The 17,120-nt window shown below is 72.0% G+C and carries 16 protein-coding genes; 9 read left to right on the top strand and 7 right to left on the bottom strand.

Translation table 11 applies throughout. The features are described from left to right. Nucleotides 1–207 precede the first annotated feature (207 nt). The 4 genes from HZZ00_RS02550 (at nucleotide 208) to HZZ00_RS02535 (ending at nucleotide 4,003) form a co-directional block, all read left to right on the top strand. Complete coding sequence (locus HZZ00_RS02550) at nucleotides 208–672, top strand: peptidase inhibitor family I36 protein (RefSeq protein WP_180330679.1); 465 nt, start codon at nucleotides 208–210, stop codon at nucleotides 670–672. Next, complete coding sequence (locus HZZ00_RS02545; RefSeq protein ID WP_180330678.1) at nucleotides 672–1,694, top strand: hypothetical protein; 1,023 nt, start codon at nucleotides 672–674, stop codon at nucleotides 1,692–1,694. The genes HZZ00_RS02550 and HZZ00_RS02545 overlap by 1 nt, the downstream gene beginning before the upstream one ends. A 76-nt stretch (nucleotides 1,695–1,770) precedes the next feature. Beyond that, nucleotides 1,771–2,199: a hypothetical protein gene (locus HZZ00_RS02540; protein WP_180330677.1), complete on the top strand. Its 429-nt coding sequence runs from the start codon at nucleotides 1,771–1,773 to the stop codon at nucleotides 2,197–2,199. A 139-nt stretch (nucleotides 2,200–2,338) separates the two neighbouring features. Then, a complete protein-coding gene (locus HZZ00_RS02535) occupies nucleotides 2,339–4,003 on the top strand; it encodes a penicillin-binding transpeptidase domain-containing protein (RefSeq protein WP_180330676.1) in 1,665 nt (554 codons plus the stop codon). Between the two features lie 22 nt (nucleotides 4,004–4,025). On the opposite strand, the gene HZZ00_RS02530 is transcribed toward HZZ00_RS02535, so the two are convergent. Beyond that, nucleotides 4,026–4,364: an SsgA family sporulation/cell division regulator gene (locus tag HZZ00_RS02530; protein ID WP_180330675.1), complete on the bottom strand. Its 339-nt coding sequence runs from the start codon at nucleotides 4,362–4,364 to the stop codon at nucleotides 4,026–4,028. Between the two features lie 170 nt (nucleotides 4,365–4,534). On the opposite strand from HZZ00_RS02530, the gene HZZ00_RS02525 reads away from it, so the two are divergent. From HZZ00_RS02525 to HZZ00_RS02510, 4 genes are all read left to right on the top strand, one after another. After that, complete coding sequence (locus tag HZZ00_RS02525) at nucleotides 4,535–5,584, top strand: energy-coupling factor ABC transporter permease (RefSeq protein ID WP_180330674.1); 1,050 nt, start codon at nucleotides 4,535–4,537, stop codon at nucleotides 5,582–5,584. 1 nt (nucleotide 5,585) lies between these two features. Further along, the gene (gene cbiQ / locus HZZ00_RS02520; RefSeq protein ID WP_180330673.1) at nucleotides 5,586–6,347 is read left to right on the top strand and encodes a cobalt ECF transporter T component CbiQ; all 762 of its coding nucleotides are present in this window, start codon (nucleotides 5,586–5,588) and stop codon (nucleotides 6,345–6,347) included. After that, a complete protein-coding gene (locus HZZ00_RS02515; RefSeq protein WP_180330672.1) occupies nucleotides 6,335–7,108 on the top strand; it encodes an energy-coupling factor ABC transporter ATP-binding protein in 774 nt (257 codons plus the stop codon). Before cbiQ ends, HZZ00_RS02515 begins: the two co-directional genes overlap by 13 nt. 102 nt (nucleotides 7,109–7,210) lie before the next feature. Beyond that, the gene (locus HZZ00_RS02510) at nucleotides 7,211–8,389 is read left to right on the top strand and encodes a serine hydrolase domain-containing protein (protein ID WP_180330671.1); all 1,179 of its coding nucleotides are present in this window, start codon (nucleotides 7,211–7,213) and stop codon (nucleotides 8,387–8,389) included. Between the two features lie 6 nt (nucleotides 8,390–8,395). Here the strand turns inward: HZZ00_RS02510 and HZZ00_RS02505 are convergent, their stop codons facing one another. The 5 genes from HZZ00_RS02505 to HZZ00_RS02485 form a co-directional block, all read right to left on the bottom strand. Continuing rightward, nucleotides 8,396–8,671, bottom strand: a complete 276-nt coding sequence (locus HZZ00_RS02505; protein WP_180333361.1) for a DUF1876 domain-containing protein — start codon at nucleotides 8,669–8,671, stop codon at nucleotides 8,396–8,398. A 112-nt stretch (nucleotides 8,672–8,783) separates the two neighbouring features. After that, entirely contained in the window at nucleotides 8,784–9,668 is an 885-nt protein-coding gene (locus HZZ00_RS02500) for an NAD(P)-dependent oxidoreductase (protein WP_180330670.1), read from the bottom strand. A gap of 115 nt (nucleotides 9,669–9,783) precedes the next feature. Next, on the bottom strand, nucleotides 9,784–10,296 hold the full coding sequence (locus HZZ00_RS02495) for a YbaK/EbsC family protein (protein ID WP_180330669.1): 513 nt from the start codon (nucleotides 10,294–10,296) through the stop codon (nucleotides 9,784–9,786). 122 nt (nucleotides 10,297–10,418) lie between these two features. Further along, complete coding sequence (locus tag HZZ00_RS02490; protein ID WP_180330668.1) at nucleotides 10,419–12,632, bottom strand: MMPL family transporter; 2,214 nt, start codon at nucleotides 12,630–12,632, stop codon at nucleotides 10,419–10,421. Between the two features lie 115 nt (nucleotides 12,633–12,747). Next, entirely contained in the window at nucleotides 12,748–13,341 is a 594-nt protein-coding gene (locus tag HZZ00_RS02485; RefSeq protein ID WP_180330667.1) for a TetR/AcrR family transcriptional regulator, read from the bottom strand. Between the two features lie 195 nt (nucleotides 13,342–13,536). Here HZZ00_RS02485 and HZZ00_RS02480 point away from each other — a divergent pair, with 195 nt between their 5' ends. Then, nucleotides 13,537–16,821, top strand: a complete 3,285-nt coding sequence (locus HZZ00_RS02480) for a S41 family peptidase (protein WP_180330666.1) — start codon at nucleotides 13,537–13,539, stop codon at nucleotides 16,819–16,821. An 85-nt stretch (nucleotides 16,822–16,906) separates the two neighbouring features. On the opposite strand, the gene HZZ00_RS02475 is transcribed toward HZZ00_RS02480, so the two are convergent. Further along, nucleotides 16,907–17,083, bottom strand: a complete 177-nt coding sequence (locus HZZ00_RS02475) for a hypothetical protein (RefSeq protein ID WP_180330665.1) — start codon at nucleotides 17,081–17,083, stop codon at nucleotides 16,907–16,909. Nucleotides 17,084–17,120: the final 37 nt, after the last annotated feature.

The raw sequence follows: 17,120 nt of genomic DNA, 5'->3' as shown, positions 1-17,120 counted from the left end.
CCACCGTGCTCGCCGCTCCCTTCACCTGCGTCACGGCAGCCGCCTGGCTACCCGTTCCGGGAACGGCCATGGTGAGCGCTTCCCACAAGCATGGGTGTTTCCGGCCGTCCAAATCGGAGCCTCACAGGCGCAATCCGCGTGACTAGGGTCATGTGCACGCTCAGTCGGACCGAATCCAGCAGAACTCGACTACTGGAGGAATCAGAGATGAGAGCACGTTACTCATTGGCTGCGATCACGCTCTCAACCGCCGCCCTGGCGTTCTTCGGCGCGACCTCGACTTTTGCGGCGGAGCCGCAGCCCGCCACGTCGGCGCACAGCGCGGTGACGCCCAGCGCCAAGTCGGACTGCCCGGCTGGAGACTTCTGCGTCTGGAAGGACGCCAATTACTCGGACGGGCCGGGTAAGTTCGCCGGCGACAACTCGGACTGGACGAAATTCTCGCACTCGTCCTGTTCGTCGGGCACGTGGAACAACTGCGCCTCGTCCGGGTTCAACAACGGGACGTCGGGCATGGGCGTTTCCGTGCGGCAACTCGTCGGCGGGGGCGGCGACGCCGCCTGTCTGCCTCGCGGGTGGTCCCTGAGCGACTTCTCCGGTTACGTCTGGCCGGGTACGTCCGACTCGTTCAACGACTCGATCAGCGCCAACTTCTGGACTTCCGCCTGCTGATGGCGGAGGGACATCCGGAACGACGGCGCGGCACGGGCACCGGGCCGCGCTGCTCGGCGATCCGCGGTGTGGTCGCGGTCCTCGCACTGCTGGCCATGGTCTCCGGCTGCACGACGCATCGGACGGAGCGGTCCGACCAGCCGCACCGGGACCCGCCCGTCCACCGGTCCGCGGTGCTACAGGCGGCCGGTGCGCTCCTCGTCACCGACACCGACGGACGGCGGCAACGCTGGGAACTGTTCCGGGCCGAGGAGCTGCTGGACCAGCGCTGCATGCACCGCAAGGGCTACCGCTACCTGGTCACACGGCTGGGCCACGAACCTGTCGCCGGCGCGGTCACGGAGGACGTCACGGGCAGTGGCCCCGCCACCTATGACGTGCAAGCGCTGATGCCCCGTACCGGTGCCGGCACACCACGAACGAGGGCGGCCGGCAGTCAGCCGTTCGTGCCGCCGGAGGACCGCTACGTCAGGCAGCTGCCGAAGGCGGCCCGACAGAGATATCTCGTGGCCCTCAACGGGGACCCGGGGGATGCCGGGTCGCTCACGCTGCCCAGTGGCGCGCGTGGCACCTACACGAGAGGAGGATGTGTCGGCGAAGTCCGGGCACGCATCTACGGGAGTGTCCGCAAAGCATTGCAGGACAAGCTCGTACCTCAAGACGTCACCAGGATGTTCCACGCTTTCCTGGCGTCGGACCGGTCGTACAAGTCCGCACTCCGGATGTGGCACCAGTGCATGGCGAGAAAAGGGTTCCAGGCACAGAATCCCTCCGACGCCATCGCTTCGGTCCAGGCCCTCGCAGCACGGGGAACCGGCGCGAAGACTCTTGACGCGCGCCAACACGCCGTGGCGGCTGCCGACAGACTCTGCGACAGCGCCTCCCATGTGCGGCTGCTCAGCGAACGGGCACGCGTGGCCTTCGTCGGTCGCCTGCCCGGTTCGGTGCAATCGCTTCTGCAGCAGGTATACGCGGCACGGAAGCACGCATTGGCATTTGTCCACCGATCCGACCTGACGTAGCCGCTGTGCACGGTGGACGCTTCCGATCCCCCGGAAAGGGGCCGTATCGAGGCCACCCCGGTCTATGATCATGGGCATGTCCGAACTCCGTGAGCGTGCCGCACGCAGTGGACTCGCGCCCGGCGAGCGGTTGCTGACGTACGCCTCCGTCGTCCCGGCCAAGAGTGCCAAAGGGGTCGGCGTGAACATCGGCGGGGTCGTCGCCAACCAGGTGATGGGCCGCGTCGGGGCGAGCGGCGGGGCGCAGGGCAGTGTGGCGTCGCAGATGCCGCGCACCTCCGGTGCCCTGCTGCTGCGCGTCACCGACCAGCGGGTCGGGCTGGTCAAGCCGCTGGACGGCACCCCGGTGTGGGAGGTGCCGCGGTCCTGGGTGGCGCGGGTCGAACGCCGGCCCCGGCTCCAGCTGATGGCACGCTTCCGGGTGCACTACGCCGACGGTTCCTGGCTGGCGTTCCTCACCTTCCGCCGCCGTACCGTCGAGGGGTTCCGCGCCGTCCTCGGCTGAGCCGGTCCCATTGTCGCAACCGTGCTACGAAACGACCGGGGACGTCACCCGCCGCGATCGGGACTTTAGGGTGAGTGCCGTCGTTGGGGAGGCGAGGGGCCGCGGGGGACCCTGGGCGAGCGCGGAGGATGCAGAGGCTGTGGGGAAGAGAAGACGGGTCGCCGAGCGGCGCACGGCCGGTCCCGGTGTCGTCGGCGGGGTGGTCGCCCTGGCCGTCTGCGGCGCCGCGCTGACCGTCTACGCGGTGTACGACGGCGGTTCCGCGGCCGGCGCGTCCACCTCCACGGCCGGCGAGCGGCACATCAGGACCGGCCCGCCGAGCGCGGCCAAGGTGCACACCGTCGCCACCCGTTTCCTGGACTCCTGGCAGCAGGGCAAGGTCGCCGACGCGGCGGCCGCCACCGACGACCCGTCGGCGGCCGGCGCCCTGCTCACCGGCTACTCCAAGGACGCCCACCTCAAGGACGTCACCCTCACCCCGGGTCCGGCCGAGGGCGCCAAGGTGCCGTTCTCCGTCAAGGCGACGGTCTCGTACAAGGGCGTGGACAAGCCGCTCGCGTACACCAGTTCGCTCACCGTCGTACGGCGGACGAGCGACGGCAAGCCGCTGGTCGGCTGGCACGCCTCCGTCGTCCATCCGGACCTGAAGGACGGCGACACGCTCGTCACCGGTCACGCGGGCACCCCGCCCGTCAAGGCCCTGGACCGCAACGGCGGCGAGCTGACGGCCGCCGCGTACCCGTCGCTGGGCACCGTTCTGGACGGGCTGCGGGAGAAGTACGGCAAGACGGCCGGCGGCACGGCGGGCGTGGAGCTGCGCGTGGTGCGCGGCAAGGCGTCGCAGAAGGCCGGGCTGTCCGACAAGACGCTGGTGACACTGAGCCAGGGCACCCCGGGCACCGTGAGGACCACGCTGAGCCCGACGCTCCAGGCGGAGGCCGAGCGCCAGGTCGGCAAGCGGGCGCGCGCCTCCGTGGTCGTCCTGCGCCCGTCCACCGGCGAGATCCTCGCGGTCGCCAACAGCGAGCACGGCTTCAACGTCGGCTTCCAGGGCTCCCTCGCGCCCGGCTCCACGATGAAGATCGTGACGTCGACCATGCTGTTCGAGAAGAAGCTGGTCACCGCCGACGCCTCGCACCCCTGCCCCAAGACGTACAAGCTCGCGGGCTGGACGTTCCACAACGACGCCGACTCCGAGATCAAGAAGGGCACGTTCAAGGATTCCTTCGGCGCCTCCTGCAACAACGCCTTCATCGATTTCGCGCCCAAGCTGTCCGACAGCGACCTGACCGAGGAGGCCCAGCAGGTCTACGGCCTCGGCATGGACAACTGGGCCATCGGGGTGCCCTCCTTCGACGGCTCGGTCCCGGTGCAGAGCGGCGCGCAGATGGGCGCCTCGCTGATCGGCCAGGGCGGGGTGCGCATGAACCCCCTGAACATGGCCTCGGTGGCGGCCACCGTGCAGTCGGGCCGCTTCCACCAGCCGTACCTGGTCTCCCCCGAGGTCGACCACCGCGCCCTGGCGACGGCCTCGCGCACCATGTCCGCCAAGACCCGCTCCCAGCTCAAAGAGGTCATGAAGTTCACGGCGGACTACGGCACGGCCGCCAAGGCGATGGCGGGTCTCGGCCCGGACTACGGCGCGAAGACCGGCTCGGCCGAGGTCGACGGGCAGAAGAAGCCGAACGGCTGGTTCACCGCCTACCGGGGCGACCTGGCGGCCGCGGGCGTGGTGCAGGCCGGCGGCCACGGCGGCGACACGGCCGGTCCGATCGTGGCGGACCTGCTGCGGATGGGCGGCTGACCGGACGGCCAAACGAACGACCCTAGTGGTGCACGGGCTCGGCGGTGTAGGTCCGGCGCAGGAACCTGACCAGCGCCTTGGTGTCGAACTGGAGCACGTCGACACCGCTGTCGGAGTGGAACTCCACGACCGCCTGGACCCGGCCGCAGGGCCACACCCGGACGGCGCCGCTCTCGGCCGGCGCCCGCAGCCCGCGCTCCAGCAGGGCACGGGAGAAGGTCCACTCGTGGGTGCCCGGAAGGCCGATCCGCACGGAGCGCGGGTCGTGGTCGGGGTCGTACCGCAGCAGTACCGGGACGGCCCCCGGGTCCTCGTCGTCCGTCACGACATGGGCGCGTGCGTACTGTTCGATCACAGACATCGGAACGCCCTTTCACACTGAGTGACCTATGCGAAAGCTGTTCATCCGCTTGCTCTCCAATGTCGCACATTTTCCCCGGGGCGCTTCCGGGGACGGCGCCGTCCCACCGGATGGGCAGGCGACGCCCTGGTACTTGCAAAAGGTTCGCAACAAGCCTCTAAAATCAAACGGTGCATGTACCTGACGGATTCATCGACGCCCCCACCTCCGCCGTCACCGGGGTGGTCGCCGCCGGCGCCCTCGCGGTGAGCCTGCGCGGTGCCCGCCGCGAACTCGGGGAGGAGAGAACGGCCCCGCTGGCCGGACTGGTGGCGGCGTTCATCTTCGCCGTCCAGATGCTCAACTTCCCCGTCGCGGCCGGCACCAGCGGCCATCTGCTGGGCGGCGCGCTCGCCGCCATCCTGGTCGGCCCGTACACCGGCGTGCTGTGCGTGTCGGTGGTGCTGCTGATGCAGGGCGTGCTGTTCGCGGACGGCGGGCTGACCGCGCTCGGCGTGAACATCACGGACATGGCGCTGGTCACCACCGTGGTGTCGTACGCCGTCTTCCGCGGCCTGCTCGCCGTGCTGCCCCGCAAGCGGCGCTCGGTGACCGTCGCCTCCTTCGCCGCCGCGCTGGTGTCGGTGCCGGCCGCCGCCGTCGCCTTCACCCTGATCTACGCGATCGGCGGCACCACCGACGTCTCCATCGGCAAGGTCGCCACCGCGATGATCGGCGTCCACGTGCTGATCGGCATCGGCGAGGCGGTGATCACCGCGCTCACCGTCGGCGCCGTGATCGCCGTACGCCCGGACCTGGTGCACGGGGCCCGCGGGCTGCGCAGGCGGCTCCGGCTGCGGGTGAACGGCGAGCTGGTGGACGCGCCCGAGCCCGTCGCCGTGCCCGCGGCGGCGCGCACCTCGCGGCGCACGGTGTGGCTGACCGGCCTGGTCGCCTCCCTGGTGCTCGCCGGTTTCGTCAGCTTCTACGCCTCCGCCGACCCGGACGGCCTGGAGAAGGTCGCGCACGACAAGGGCATCGACACCAAGGAGAAGGAGCACGCCTCGGCCGACTCGCCGCTCGCCGACTACGGCGTCAAGGACGTCTCCGACGCGCGCCTGTCCGGCGGGCTCGCGGGCGTGATCGGCGTCGGGGTCACCGTGGTGGCGGGCAGCGCGGTGTTCTGGGCCCTGCGCAGGCGCCGCGACGCGGACGTCTCGCCCGCCAACACCGGTCTGTGACATGGGCGCTGGACACGCGCACCGGCTCTACCGGCACGGCACCTCGCCCGTGCACGCCCTGCCGCCGCACACCAAGCTGGCCGCCGCCTTCCTCTTCGTGCTGGTCGTGGTCTCCACCCCGCGCGAGGCGATGTGGGCGTTCGCGGTGTACGCCGTGCTGCTCGCGGCGGCGGCCCGGCTCGCCCGGGTGCCCGCCGCCTTCCTGCTCAAGCGGCTGCTGATCGAGGTGCCCTTCGTCGCGTTCGCGGTGCTGATGCCGTTCGTCGCGCAGGGCGACCGGGTGCACGTGCTCGGCCTCTCGCTGAGCGTCAACGGACTGTGGGGCGCCTGGAACGTGCTCGCCAAGGGCACCCTCGGCGTCGCCGCCTCCGTCCTCCTCGCGGCCACCACCGAGCTGCGCCAACTCCTGCTCGGCCTGGAGCGGTTGAAGCTGCCGCCCCTGCTGGTGCAGATCGCCGGCTTCATGATTCGCTACGGCGACGTCATCACCGACGAGATGCGCCGGATGCGGATCGCCCGCGCCTCCCGCGGCTTCGAGGCGCGGGGCGTGCGGCACTGGGGCGTGCTCGCCAAGTCCGCGGGCGCGCTGTTCATCCGCTCCTACGAGCGCGGGGAGCGCGTCCACCTGGCCATGGTGAGCCGCGGGTACACCGGCTCGATGCCGGTCGTCGATGAGGCGGCCGCGTCCCCGGCGCAGTGGCGCCTCGCCCTCGCGCTGCCCTGCTCGGCCCTCGTCGTCTGCCTGTTGGGATGGATCCTGTGAGTACGCCCACCGCTTCGCTGGAGGTCTCCGGCCTCGCCTTCGCCTACCCCGACGGCCACCAGGCCCTGTTCGGCGTGGACTTCACCCTCGGTCGCGGCGAACGGGTCGCGCTGCTCGGCCCCAACGGCGCCGGCAAGACCACCCTGGTGCTGCACCTCAACGGCATCCTCGGCGGCGGCACCGGCTCGGTGACCGTCGCCGGGCTGCCCGTCGGCAAACAGCACATGGCCGCCGTCCGGCAGAAGGTCGGCATCGTCTTCCAGGACCCGGACGACCAGCTGTTCATGCCGACGGTGCGCGAGGACGTGGCGTTCGGGCCGGCCGCCGCCGGGATCAGGGGCGCCGCGCTGGAGGAGCGCGTACGGCACGCCCTGGAGCGGGTCGGCATGGCGGAGTTCGCCGACCGGCCGCCGCACCACCTCTCCTTCGGGCAGCGGCGGCGCGTCGCCGTGGCCACCGTGCTCGCCATGGAGCCGGAGATCCTGGTCCTGGACGAGCCGTCCTCCAACCTCGACCCCGCCTCCCGGCGCGAGCTGGCCGACATCCTGCGCTCGCTGGACGTGACCGTCCTCATGGTCACGCACGATCTGCCGTACGCCCTGGAGCTGTGTCCGCGCTCGCTGATCCTCAGCGACGGCGTGATCGCGGCCGACGGGCCGACGGGGGACCTGCTGTCCGACGAGGAGCTGATGCGGGCGCACCGGCTGGAGCTGCCGTTCGGCTTCGACCCGCGCTCGGTGGCGCGGACCACCCGCGGGTGACAAAGGCAACGATTACGGACACCGGCTTCCGCCAAGGAATCGCAGGCCCGCGCCCGCTGTTGCACCCACTGTCGCAGGCGAGCGTGGAAGGGAACCCGGAACATGGGGGCGGACGAGACGGACGTGCACGGCACGGTGGCCGAGGGCTTCGAGCCGGTCAGGGATGCCTTCGCGGCGAACTTCGCCCGGCTCGGGGAGCGCGGCGCCGCCGTCGCCGTCTACCGCGACGGGCACAAGGTGGTCGACCTGTGGGCGGGCACCAAGGACGTCGACGGGACCGCGCCCTGGCGGCGCGGCACCGCCCAGATCGTGCGCTCGGCGACCAAGGGCGTGGCCGCCGCCGCCCTCCTGCTGCTGCACCAGCGCGGTGAACTGGACCTGGACGCGCCGGTCGGCGCGTACTGGCCCGAATTCAAGGCGGCGGGCAAGGAGCGCACCCGGGTACGGGAGCTGCTCGCGCACCGCGCGGGCGTGCCGGTGCTGGACCGACCGCTGACCCCGGCCGAGGCCGCCGACCCGGACCTCGGCGCGGCGGCCGTCGCCGCGCAGGCGCCGGTGTGGGAGCCGGGCACCGACCACGGCTACCACGCCCAGACCTACAGCTGGCTCACCGGGGAACTGGTGCGGCGCGTCACCGGGCGCCCGGTCGGCGAGTGGATCGCGGACGAGATCGCCCGTCCCGTCGGCGCGGACGTCTGGCTCGGGCTGCCCGAGGCGGAGCAGGGCCGGGCGGGCCGGGTCGGGGACATCGAGGCCCCGCAGGAGTCGGGCGGGCTGAGGCTGCGGCCCAAGCGGGCCGTGACCGAGGCCTACGCCGACCCGGACTCGCTGACCCGCCGCGCCTTCGCCGCGATCACCCCGATGCCGGACGAGAACGACCCCGCCTACCGCGCCGCGTCCCTGCCCGCCTCCAACGGCATCGCCACCGCCGACGGCCTGGCCCGCGTCTACGCCTCGCTCATCGGCGACCTGGACGGCGGCACCCGTCTGTTCGCCCCCGCGACGACGGAACTGGCCCGCTCCGAACGGTCCGCGGGACCGGACCGGGTGCTCGTGGTGAACACCCGGTTCGGCCTCGGCTACATGCTGCACGGCAGCGCCTCGCCGCTGCTGTCCCCCGGCTCCTTCGGCCACCCGGGCCGCGGCGGTTCCCTCGGCTTCGCCGACCCGGAGTCGGGCATCGCCTTCGGCTATGTCACGAACGGCCTGCGCGCGAGCGTGACGGCGGACCCGCGGGCGCAGTCGCTGGTGCGGGCGCTGCGTACGGCGCTCGGGAGCTGACCGGGCTCACACGTGGATCGGGTGCGAGGTGCGCCCGGAGTCCGCGTCGATCTCGCCGTGGGCCTTGTCCAGCAGCTGCATGGCGATCTGGTTGAGGGCGCGGGCCCCGGCGATCTCCTCGCCGACCCTGGGCTGGTCGTTGTCGACGTGGTGGCGGCTGGCGTGCCCGTGTCCCCGGATCTCGGAGCCGTCGGGCAACCGCACCAGGGCCGCCGCACGCGTGTGCTGACCGTCCTCCTCGAACTCCAGCTCGACATGCCACCCGACAGCGGGGTGGCTCATGGTCCGCGTCTGCTGCATGGTCTGTGTCATGTCGGCCACCTCCGGGAGACTCTCGTTCCGGCTGTCTCCAGGGTGCCTCCGGGCCACGGGTCGCGTCATCTCGGCGGCCGGCTCAGTCCTCGCCGTCGAAGCTGGCGAAGTACGCGGCGGCCATGTCCTCGTCGGCGTGTCCCCGGGCGGCGGCGCGGGCGAGCCGTTCGGCGGTGGCCTCGGCCACGTCCAGGCGCACCCCGCTGCCCCGGCCCGCCGCCACGATCAGCCGGGCGTCCTTCTCGGCGGTGGTCACCGCGAACGACGGCGGGGTCAGCTCGCCGTCCAGCAGCACCTTGGACTTGGCCCGCAGGTAGCCCATGTCGAGCGGGCCGCCGTCGATCAGCTCGAAGAAGTGCGCCGGGTCGACGCCGAGGCCCTTGGCGAGGGCCAGCGTCTCGCCGGTGGCCGCGGTGACCGCGAGCACCCAGCTGTTGGCGACCAGCTTCAGCCGGCTGGCGCTGCCCGCGCCGCCGTCCTCGCCGGTCCACAGGGTCTTGGCGCCCACCGCGTCGAACACCGGCCCGACCGCCGCGCGCCCCTCCTCGGGCCCGGCGGCCAGCACGGTGAGCTTCCCGGCCTCGGCGGGCTCCTTGGTGCCGAGGACCGGGGCGTCGTAGAAGAGCAGCCCGTGCTCGCGGGCGAAGGCGGCCAGGTCGGTGATCAGTTCGGTCCCGGCGGTGGTGGACTGCGCCCACGCCGCGCCCTGCCGCAGCGCCGGTGCGGCCTCGCGCATCACGTCCAGCACGGTGTTGCCGTCGTACAGCATCGTCAGGACGACATCGGCGCCCTCGACGGCCTCGGCGGGGGTGTCCGTGACCCGGGCGCCGTCGGCGGCGAGGGGTTCGGCCTTCTCCCGGGTGCGGTTCCAGGCCCGTACCTCCAGCCCGGCGCGGCACAGATTGCGGGCCATCGCCGCGCCCATGATGCCGGTGCCCAGGACGCCGACGGTCGGCTTGTCGCTCATTGACGCTCCCTGAAGTCGCTGTGTGTCTCCAGCCTGTCCCGCCGCGGCGGGTGGTGCGGCGACGGGCTCTCACCCGGCGCGTATGCGAACGGGACGGCCGCCGTCGTACGCGGCGTCACGCCTGCTGCTCGCGCACGTCCACCAGTGTGGCCCCGGCGTGGGCGACGAGCTCTTCCGGCCCGATGGGGAAGACGGCGTACGGCGTCCCGGCGGCGGCCCAGACCACGTCGTGGGCGAGCAGCGAACGGTCGGCGAGCACCCGGGTGCGGGTGCGGTGCCCGAAGGGCGGCACGCCGCCGATGGCGTACCCGGTGACCTCCCGCACCGCCTGCGCGTCGGCCCGGCCGACCTTGCGCGCGCCCAGTTCCTCGCGCACCCGCTCCACGTCGACGCGGGAGGCCCCGTCCATCAGCACCAGGACCGGCACCCCGTCGGCCGCGAACACCAGCGACTTGCAGATCTGGTTCAGCTCGCAGCCGACCGCCGCGGCGGCCTCCACGGCGGTCCGGGTCCCCTCCGGGAATCTCCGGGCCCGCCCGAGCACCTCTTCGAGGCCCAGTTCCCTCAGCGCCTGCGCGAAACGCGGGTGCGCTCCCGTTCCGTCGGTGTCGGTGGCGGCTGTCGTCATGGGGGAACGGTAGCGAGGACGGGCGGCCGGTGCGAGGACGTCCGGACGGCGAAAAGCCGGTGAGGGTGCAGACCCCGTCCCCACGGGCACCCTCACCGGCCGCTTCGTTCAGAAGCGGTACGTCACGCGCGTACCAGCTCCCGCTCGTCCTCCGTGCCGTCCGCGGTGGACTCCGTGCGCAGGCCCTCGCCCTCGACGTCCACATTGGGCAGCATCCGGTCGAGCCACTTCGGCAGCCACCAGGCGCGCTTGCCCAGCAGGGCGAGCACCGCCGGGACGATCGCCATGCGGACGATGAACGCGTCGAAGAAGACGGCGATGGCGAGGCCGAAGCCGATCATCTTGATCATCGACTCGCTGGAGCCGATGAAGCCGGAGAAGACGGCGATCATGATGACGGCGGCGGCGGTGACGACACGGGCGCCGTGCCGGAAGCCGGTCACCACGGCCTGGGTCGGCTTCTCGCCGTGGACGTACGCCTCCCGCATCCGGGTCACGAGGAACACCTCGTAGTCCATCGCGAGGCCGAAGACCACGCCCACCATGAAGATCGGCATCATCGACATGACCGGACCGGTCTGCTGCACGTTGAGCAGGCCGGACAGCCAGCCCCACTGGAAGACCGCGACGACCGCGCCGAGCGCCGCGAGCACGCTGAGCAGGAAGCCGAGGGCCGCCTTCAGCGGGACGAGGACCGAGCGGAAGACCACGATCAGCAGGAGGAAGGCGAGGCCGACCACCAGGGCGAGGTACGGCAGCAGCGCGTCGTTCAGGCGCTGGGAGACGTCGATGTTCATCGCCGTCGAGCCCGTCACCAGGAGCTTGGCGTCCGCCTTCGCGGCGGTGGCCTCGGCCTTGTCGCGGATCGCGTGCACCAGGTCCTCGGTGGACTTCGAGGACGGCTTGGACTTGGGGACCACGGAGATGACCGCGGTGTCGCCGGCCTTGTTGGGCGTGGCCGGGGTGACCGCGACGACGTCCTTGAGGCCCTTGATCTCCTTGCCGACCTCGGTGAAGGCCGTCTTGGGGTGCGCGCTGCCCTTGGCGTCGACCACGACCATCAGGGGCCCGTTGAAGCCGGCGCCGAAGCCCTCGGACAGCAGGTCGTAGGCGCGGCGCTGGGTGGTGGAGGTGGGCTGGGAGCCGTCGTCGGGCAGGCCCAGCTCCAGGGAGGAGACCGGGACCGCGGCCGCGCCGAGGCCGATCACACCGAGGAGGAGCACGGCGACGGGGCGGCGGACCACGAAGCTCGCCCAGCGGGTGCCCATGTTGGGGCGGCCGGGCTTCTTCGCCGGACGGCCGCCGCCGAGCAGCTTGCTCTTCTCGCCGGCCGGCTTGATCCTGCGGCCGACGTAGCCGAGCAGCGCGGGGATCATGGTGAGCGCGATCAGTACGGCGATGGCGACCGTGCCCGCCGCCGCGACGCCCATCTTCGTCAGCATCGGGATGTTGACGACGGACAGTCCGACCAGGGCGATGACGACGGTCAGGCCCGCGAAGACCACCGCGGAGCCGGCGGTGCCGACGGCGCGGCCCGCCGCCTCCTCGCGCTCGCGGCCCTCGGCGAGTTCCGCGCGGTAGCGGGAGACGATGAACAGGGCGTAGTCGATGCCGACGGCGAGGCCGATCATCGTCGCCAGGGTGGAGGTGGTGCTGCCCAGGTCGAGGACGTTGGCGAGCGCGGTGATCGCGGAGACGCCGATGCCGACGCCGATGATCGCGGTCAGCAGCGGCAGCCCGGCCGCGAGCAGGGAGCCGAAGGTGATGACGAGGACGACGGCGGCGATCGCGATGCCGATCACCTCGCCGGAGCCGGTCTCGGGCATGGAGTTGAGCGCGTCACCGCCGATCTCGACGGTCAGCCCCGCGTCCCGCGCGTCCTGCGCGGCCTTCGTCAGGGCGTCCCGGGAGGAGTCCTCCAGCTCCATGCCGGAGACCTTGTACTTCACCGAGGTGTAGGCGATGGAGCCGTCCCGGCTGATGGTGTGCCCGGCGTACGGGTCGGCGACGGAGGCGACCTCCGAGCCGTGCCCCAGCTCGCGCACCGTCTTCTCGACGGCGGCCTTGTTGGGCTTGTCGGTCATCTTCTCGCCGGCCGGCGCCTTGAAGACGACCCGTGCGGTGGCGCCGTCGGCGCTCATCCCGGGGAAGCGCTGTTCCAGCAGGTCGAAGGCCTTCTGGGCCTCGGTGCCTGGGATGGAGAAGGAACTGTTGCCGGCGGCCGGCGCGGAGGCGGCGCCCACCCCGGCGAGGGTGAGCAGCGCCACCCATATCAGGGCGACGAAGTGCCGTCGCCTGAAGGCGAGTCGGCCGAGTCGGTACAGGAACGTGGCCACGGGGGCGTACTCCCGGTCAGGTCGTGGGGTTCATCAGGGCAGGGGCGATCAGCCCGACGACGTGAGCGGTGACGTCAGGTGGTGGGCTTGCCGGGGAGAGGGGTGTCGGAGAGGGTCAGGCGCCGAGGGCGGGGAGGACCACGGCGTCGATGTACGAGGTGAGGAAGGCCCGGGTGGGCGGCTGGTCCTCCAGCAGGGTCCGGGTGGCGAAGCCCCCGACCATCATGTGCACCATGAAGTCGATCGCCGGACAGTCCGGACGGACCTCGCCCCGGTCGATGGCCCGCTGGAGCATCCGCCGGCCGCTGAGGATCTCCACGTCGACGATCTGCTCCTTGAAGGCGTCGCGCAGGTCCTCGTTGTGGTGGATCGCCATGGCGATGCCCCGCATCAGGGCGGAGTTCTGCGCCATGGTGCAGTCGTCCTCCATCGCCACGAGGGCGTGCAGGTCACCGCGGAGGGAACCGGTGTCGATGTCCTCCGGGTGGCCGCGCTTGGAGTGCCGCAGCGCCTTGACCACCAGCTGGGCCTTGCCGCCCCACTGGCGGTAGAGCGTGGCCTTGCTGGACCGGGTGCGGGCGGCGACGGCGTCCATGGTGAGGGCGTCGTAGCCGACCTCCCGGAGCAGGTCGAGCACGGCCTCGTACAGCTCGGCCTCGCGCTCGGGGGTGATCCGGCTGCGCCGTGCCGCCGCGACGGTCTCGGTCATGCCGCTCACCCTTCCGCTCCGGAACTTCCTTCTCGTACGTACATCTTCATGTGTACGTCTTCGTACGTGACGAAGATACCCTCCCCGTTCTGCGAAACGAAACGGTTTCGTACGTGGGGTCCGTCACGAACGTGAGGAACACATAAGAAGGCCGCACGAGTTGCCCGCCTCCAGCGGGCGGAAAAGCATGGGGTGGTGAGCTATCTGCGCTTCCCCCACCTCAGCGGCGACCTGCTCTGCTTCGTGGCCGAGGACGACCTCTGGCTGGCCCCCCTCGACGCCCCGGGCCGTGCCTGGCGGCTCACCGCCGACCGCACGAAGACCGGCCACCCCCGCTTCTCCCCCGACGGGAGCCGGATCGCCTACACGAACTGGCGCAGCCTGGTCCCCGAGATCCATCTCGTCGACGTCACCGGCGGCCCCACGCGGCAGCTGACGTACTGGGGCAGCACCGACACCGAGGTGTGCGGCTGGACCCCGGACGGCGACATCCTCGCGGTGGCCTCCCACGGGCAGCCCTTCTCCTACTTCACCTGGGCCTACAAGGTGACCACCGAAGGCGACCCGGGCGGCCGGCTGCCCTGGGGCCCGGTCACCGACATCCAGGTCGCCGACCTCGCGGGCGAACGCAGGACCCTGCTGCTCACCGGCACCCCGCCGCACGAACCGGCCTCCTGGAAGCGCTACCGGGGCGGCGCCATGGGCCGGCTGTGGCTGCACGGCAGACGGCTGCTGCCGGACATCGAGGGCCACCTGGCCAGCCCCATGTACGTCGCCGGCCGGGTCGCCTTCCTCTCCGACCACGAGGGCGTCGGCAACCTCTACTCCTGCGCCTACGACGGCACTGACCTGCGCCGCCACACCGACCACGACGCCTTCTACGCCCGGCACGCCGCGAGCGACGGCACCCGGGTGGTCTACCAGTGCGCGGGCGACCTGTGGCTGGTGGACGACTTCTCCCCGAACGGCACCCCGCGCAGGCTCGACATCCGCCTCGCCGGCCCCGCCGCGGGCCGCCGCCGCTACCAGGTGCCGGCCGCGCAGAACGTGGACGGCATCTCGGTGGACGAGACCGGCCGGGCCAGCGCGGTCGTGGTGCGCGGCAGCCTGTACTGGCTCACCCACCGCGACGGGCCGGCCCGCACCATCGCCGACACCCCCGGGGTGCGGGTCCGGCTGCCGGAGATGCTCGGCTCGATGGGGCAGGTGGCCTATGTGACCGACGCCGGGGGCGCGGACGCGGTGGAGATCGCCCAGCTGCCCCGGGCCACCGGCGACCGCCCGCCGCGCCGGCTCGCCTCCGGCGCCCTCGGCCGGGTCCTGGAGATGGTGTCCGACCCGGCCGGCGAACGCCTCGCCGTCGCCTCCCACGACGGCCGCCTGCTGCTGATCGACGTGCCCGAGGAGCCGGGCGCCGGGGTCCCGGAGGCACCCGGCACCGGCGTCGGCGCGGAGACCGAGGAGGGCGCGGTCACCGAACTGATCCGCTCCGTCAACGGACCGGTGCGCGACCTCGCCTTCTCCCCCGACGGCTCCTGGCTCACCTGGTCGCACCCAGGCATCGGCCGCTCGCTGCGCCAGATCAAGCTGGCCCGGATCAAGGACCGGCTGATCGTGGACGTCACCGACGGCCGCTTCGAGGACGAGACCCCCGTCTTCACCCGCGACGGCCGCTATCTGGCCTTCCTGTCCTGGCGCGGCTTCGACCCCGTGTACGACGTGCACACCGGCGACCTGTCCTTCCCGCTCGGCAGCCGCCCCTACCTGGTGCCGCTGTCCTCGGCGACCCCCTCCCCCTTCGCCCTCAACCCCGAGGGCCGGCCGGCGGCGGGCGGGCTCGACCCGCTGGAGGACGAGGAGGCCGGCGAGGCGGGCACGGTCATGGTGGAGGTCGAGGGCCTGGCCAGCCGGGTCACCCCGTTCCCGGTGATCGCCTCCAAGTACTCCTCGCTGTACCCGGTCGCGGGCGGCGGCCTGGTCTGGCTGCGCTGGCCGATCTCCGGCGCGCTCGGCGAGACCTTCGTCAACCCGGCCGACATCAGCGGCCGCCCGACGCTGGAGTACTTCAACATCACCAAGGCGAAGAAGTCCGAACTCGTCGGCCACCTCGACTGGTTCGCGGTCAGCGGCGACGGCACCCGGCTGGTCGTGGTGGACGAGGGCGAGCTGCGCGCGGTGCCCTCCACCGAGATCGGCGACGGCGACACCAACGTCTGGATCGACCTGCGCCGCATCCTGCACGAGGTGGACCCGCCCGCCGAGTGGCGGCAGTCGTACGACGAGGCCGGCCGGCTCATCCGCGCCTACTTCTGGGACCCCGGCATGAGCGGCATCGACTGGGACGCGGTGCTCGACCAGTACCGCCCGCTGGTCGAACGGGTCGCCTCCCCGGACGAGTTCGCCGATCTGCTCCGCGAGGTCCTGGGCGAACTCGGCACCTCGCACGCCTACGTCACCGCCTCCCGGCGCAACGAGGGCCCGCCCCACTACCAGCGCTGGCAGGGCCTGCTCGGCGCCAACCTGGTGCCCCGGGAAGCCGGCTGGACCATCCGCCGCATCCTGCCCGGCGACTCCTCCGACTCCAAGGCCCGCTCACCGCTGGCCGGCACCGGCATCCGCGAGGGCGCGGTGCTCACCCATGTCGACGGCCGCCCGGTCGACCCGGTCAGGGGCCCCTTCCCGCTGCTGGCCGGCGCGGGCGGTACGACGGTGGAGCTGACGTTCGCCCCCGCCGAGGGCACCGGGCCGCCCCGCCGCGTCGCCATCGTCCCGCTCGTCGACGACCGGCCGCTGCGCTACCAGGACTGGGTGGCCAAACGCCGGGCCGTGGTGCGCGAGCTGAGCGGCGGCAAGTGCGGCTACCTGCACATCCCCGACATGGGCGGCTCGGGCTGGGCCCAGTTCAACCGCGATCTGCGCATGGAGGTGTCCCGCCCCGCGCTGATCGTGGACGTGCGCGGCAACGCGGGCGGCCACATCAGCGAACTCGTCATCGAGAAGCTGACCCGGACCATCCTCGGCTGGGACCTGACCCGCAACGCCCAGCCGGTGTCGTACACCTCCAACGCGCCCCGGGGCCCGGTGGTGGCACTGGCCGACGAGGCGACCTCCTCCGACGGCGACATGATCACGGCCGCGTTCAAACTCCTCAAGCTGGGCCCGGTGGTGGGTCAGCGCACCTGGGGCGGCGTGGTCGGCATGACCGGCCGCCACCGCCTCGGCGACGGCACCGTCATCACCGTCCCCATGAACGCCGCCTGGTTCGACGCCTACGGCTGGTCCGTGGAGAACCACGGCGTCGCCCCCGACCTGGAGATCCTGCGCACCCCCCTGGACTGGGCGGAGGGCCGGCACGCCCAGCTCGACGACGCGGTTCAACTCGCCCTCGAACTCCTGGAGTCCAACCCGGCCGCGATCCCTCCGGACTACAGCGAGGTGCCCGACCGCACCCGCCCGAAGCTCCCGCCCAGGAGGACGTGAGCGGTCCGAAGGGACCACCGACGCACGCGGGGTGCCCCCCGGAGGAAGGGCACCCCGCGCACCCGGCCGAAGCCGAACGCCCCGACTACGCGTCGTAGTCGTGGTCGAGCCGGTCCTGCATCTCCGTGTCGTCCATGTCCTGGCGGCCACGGCCGGGCTGCGGCTGCTGCTGGCCCCGCTGACCGGCCCGCTCGCGCGCCTGGTCCATCTTGCCCTTGCCCTTGTGCTGGCCGGCCTGGCCCTGCTGGTCCTTCATACCCATGGGGGTTCACTCCTGTGGTGATGAGAGTGGGGATCGG

This window comes from Streptomyces sp. NEAU-sy36 (assembly GCF_013423905.1).
Lineage (GTDB): Bacteria > Actinomycetota > Actinomycetes > Streptomycetales > Streptomycetaceae > Streptomyces > Streptomyces misionensis.
This window is presented reverse-complemented; position numbering and strand designations above follow the sequence as displayed.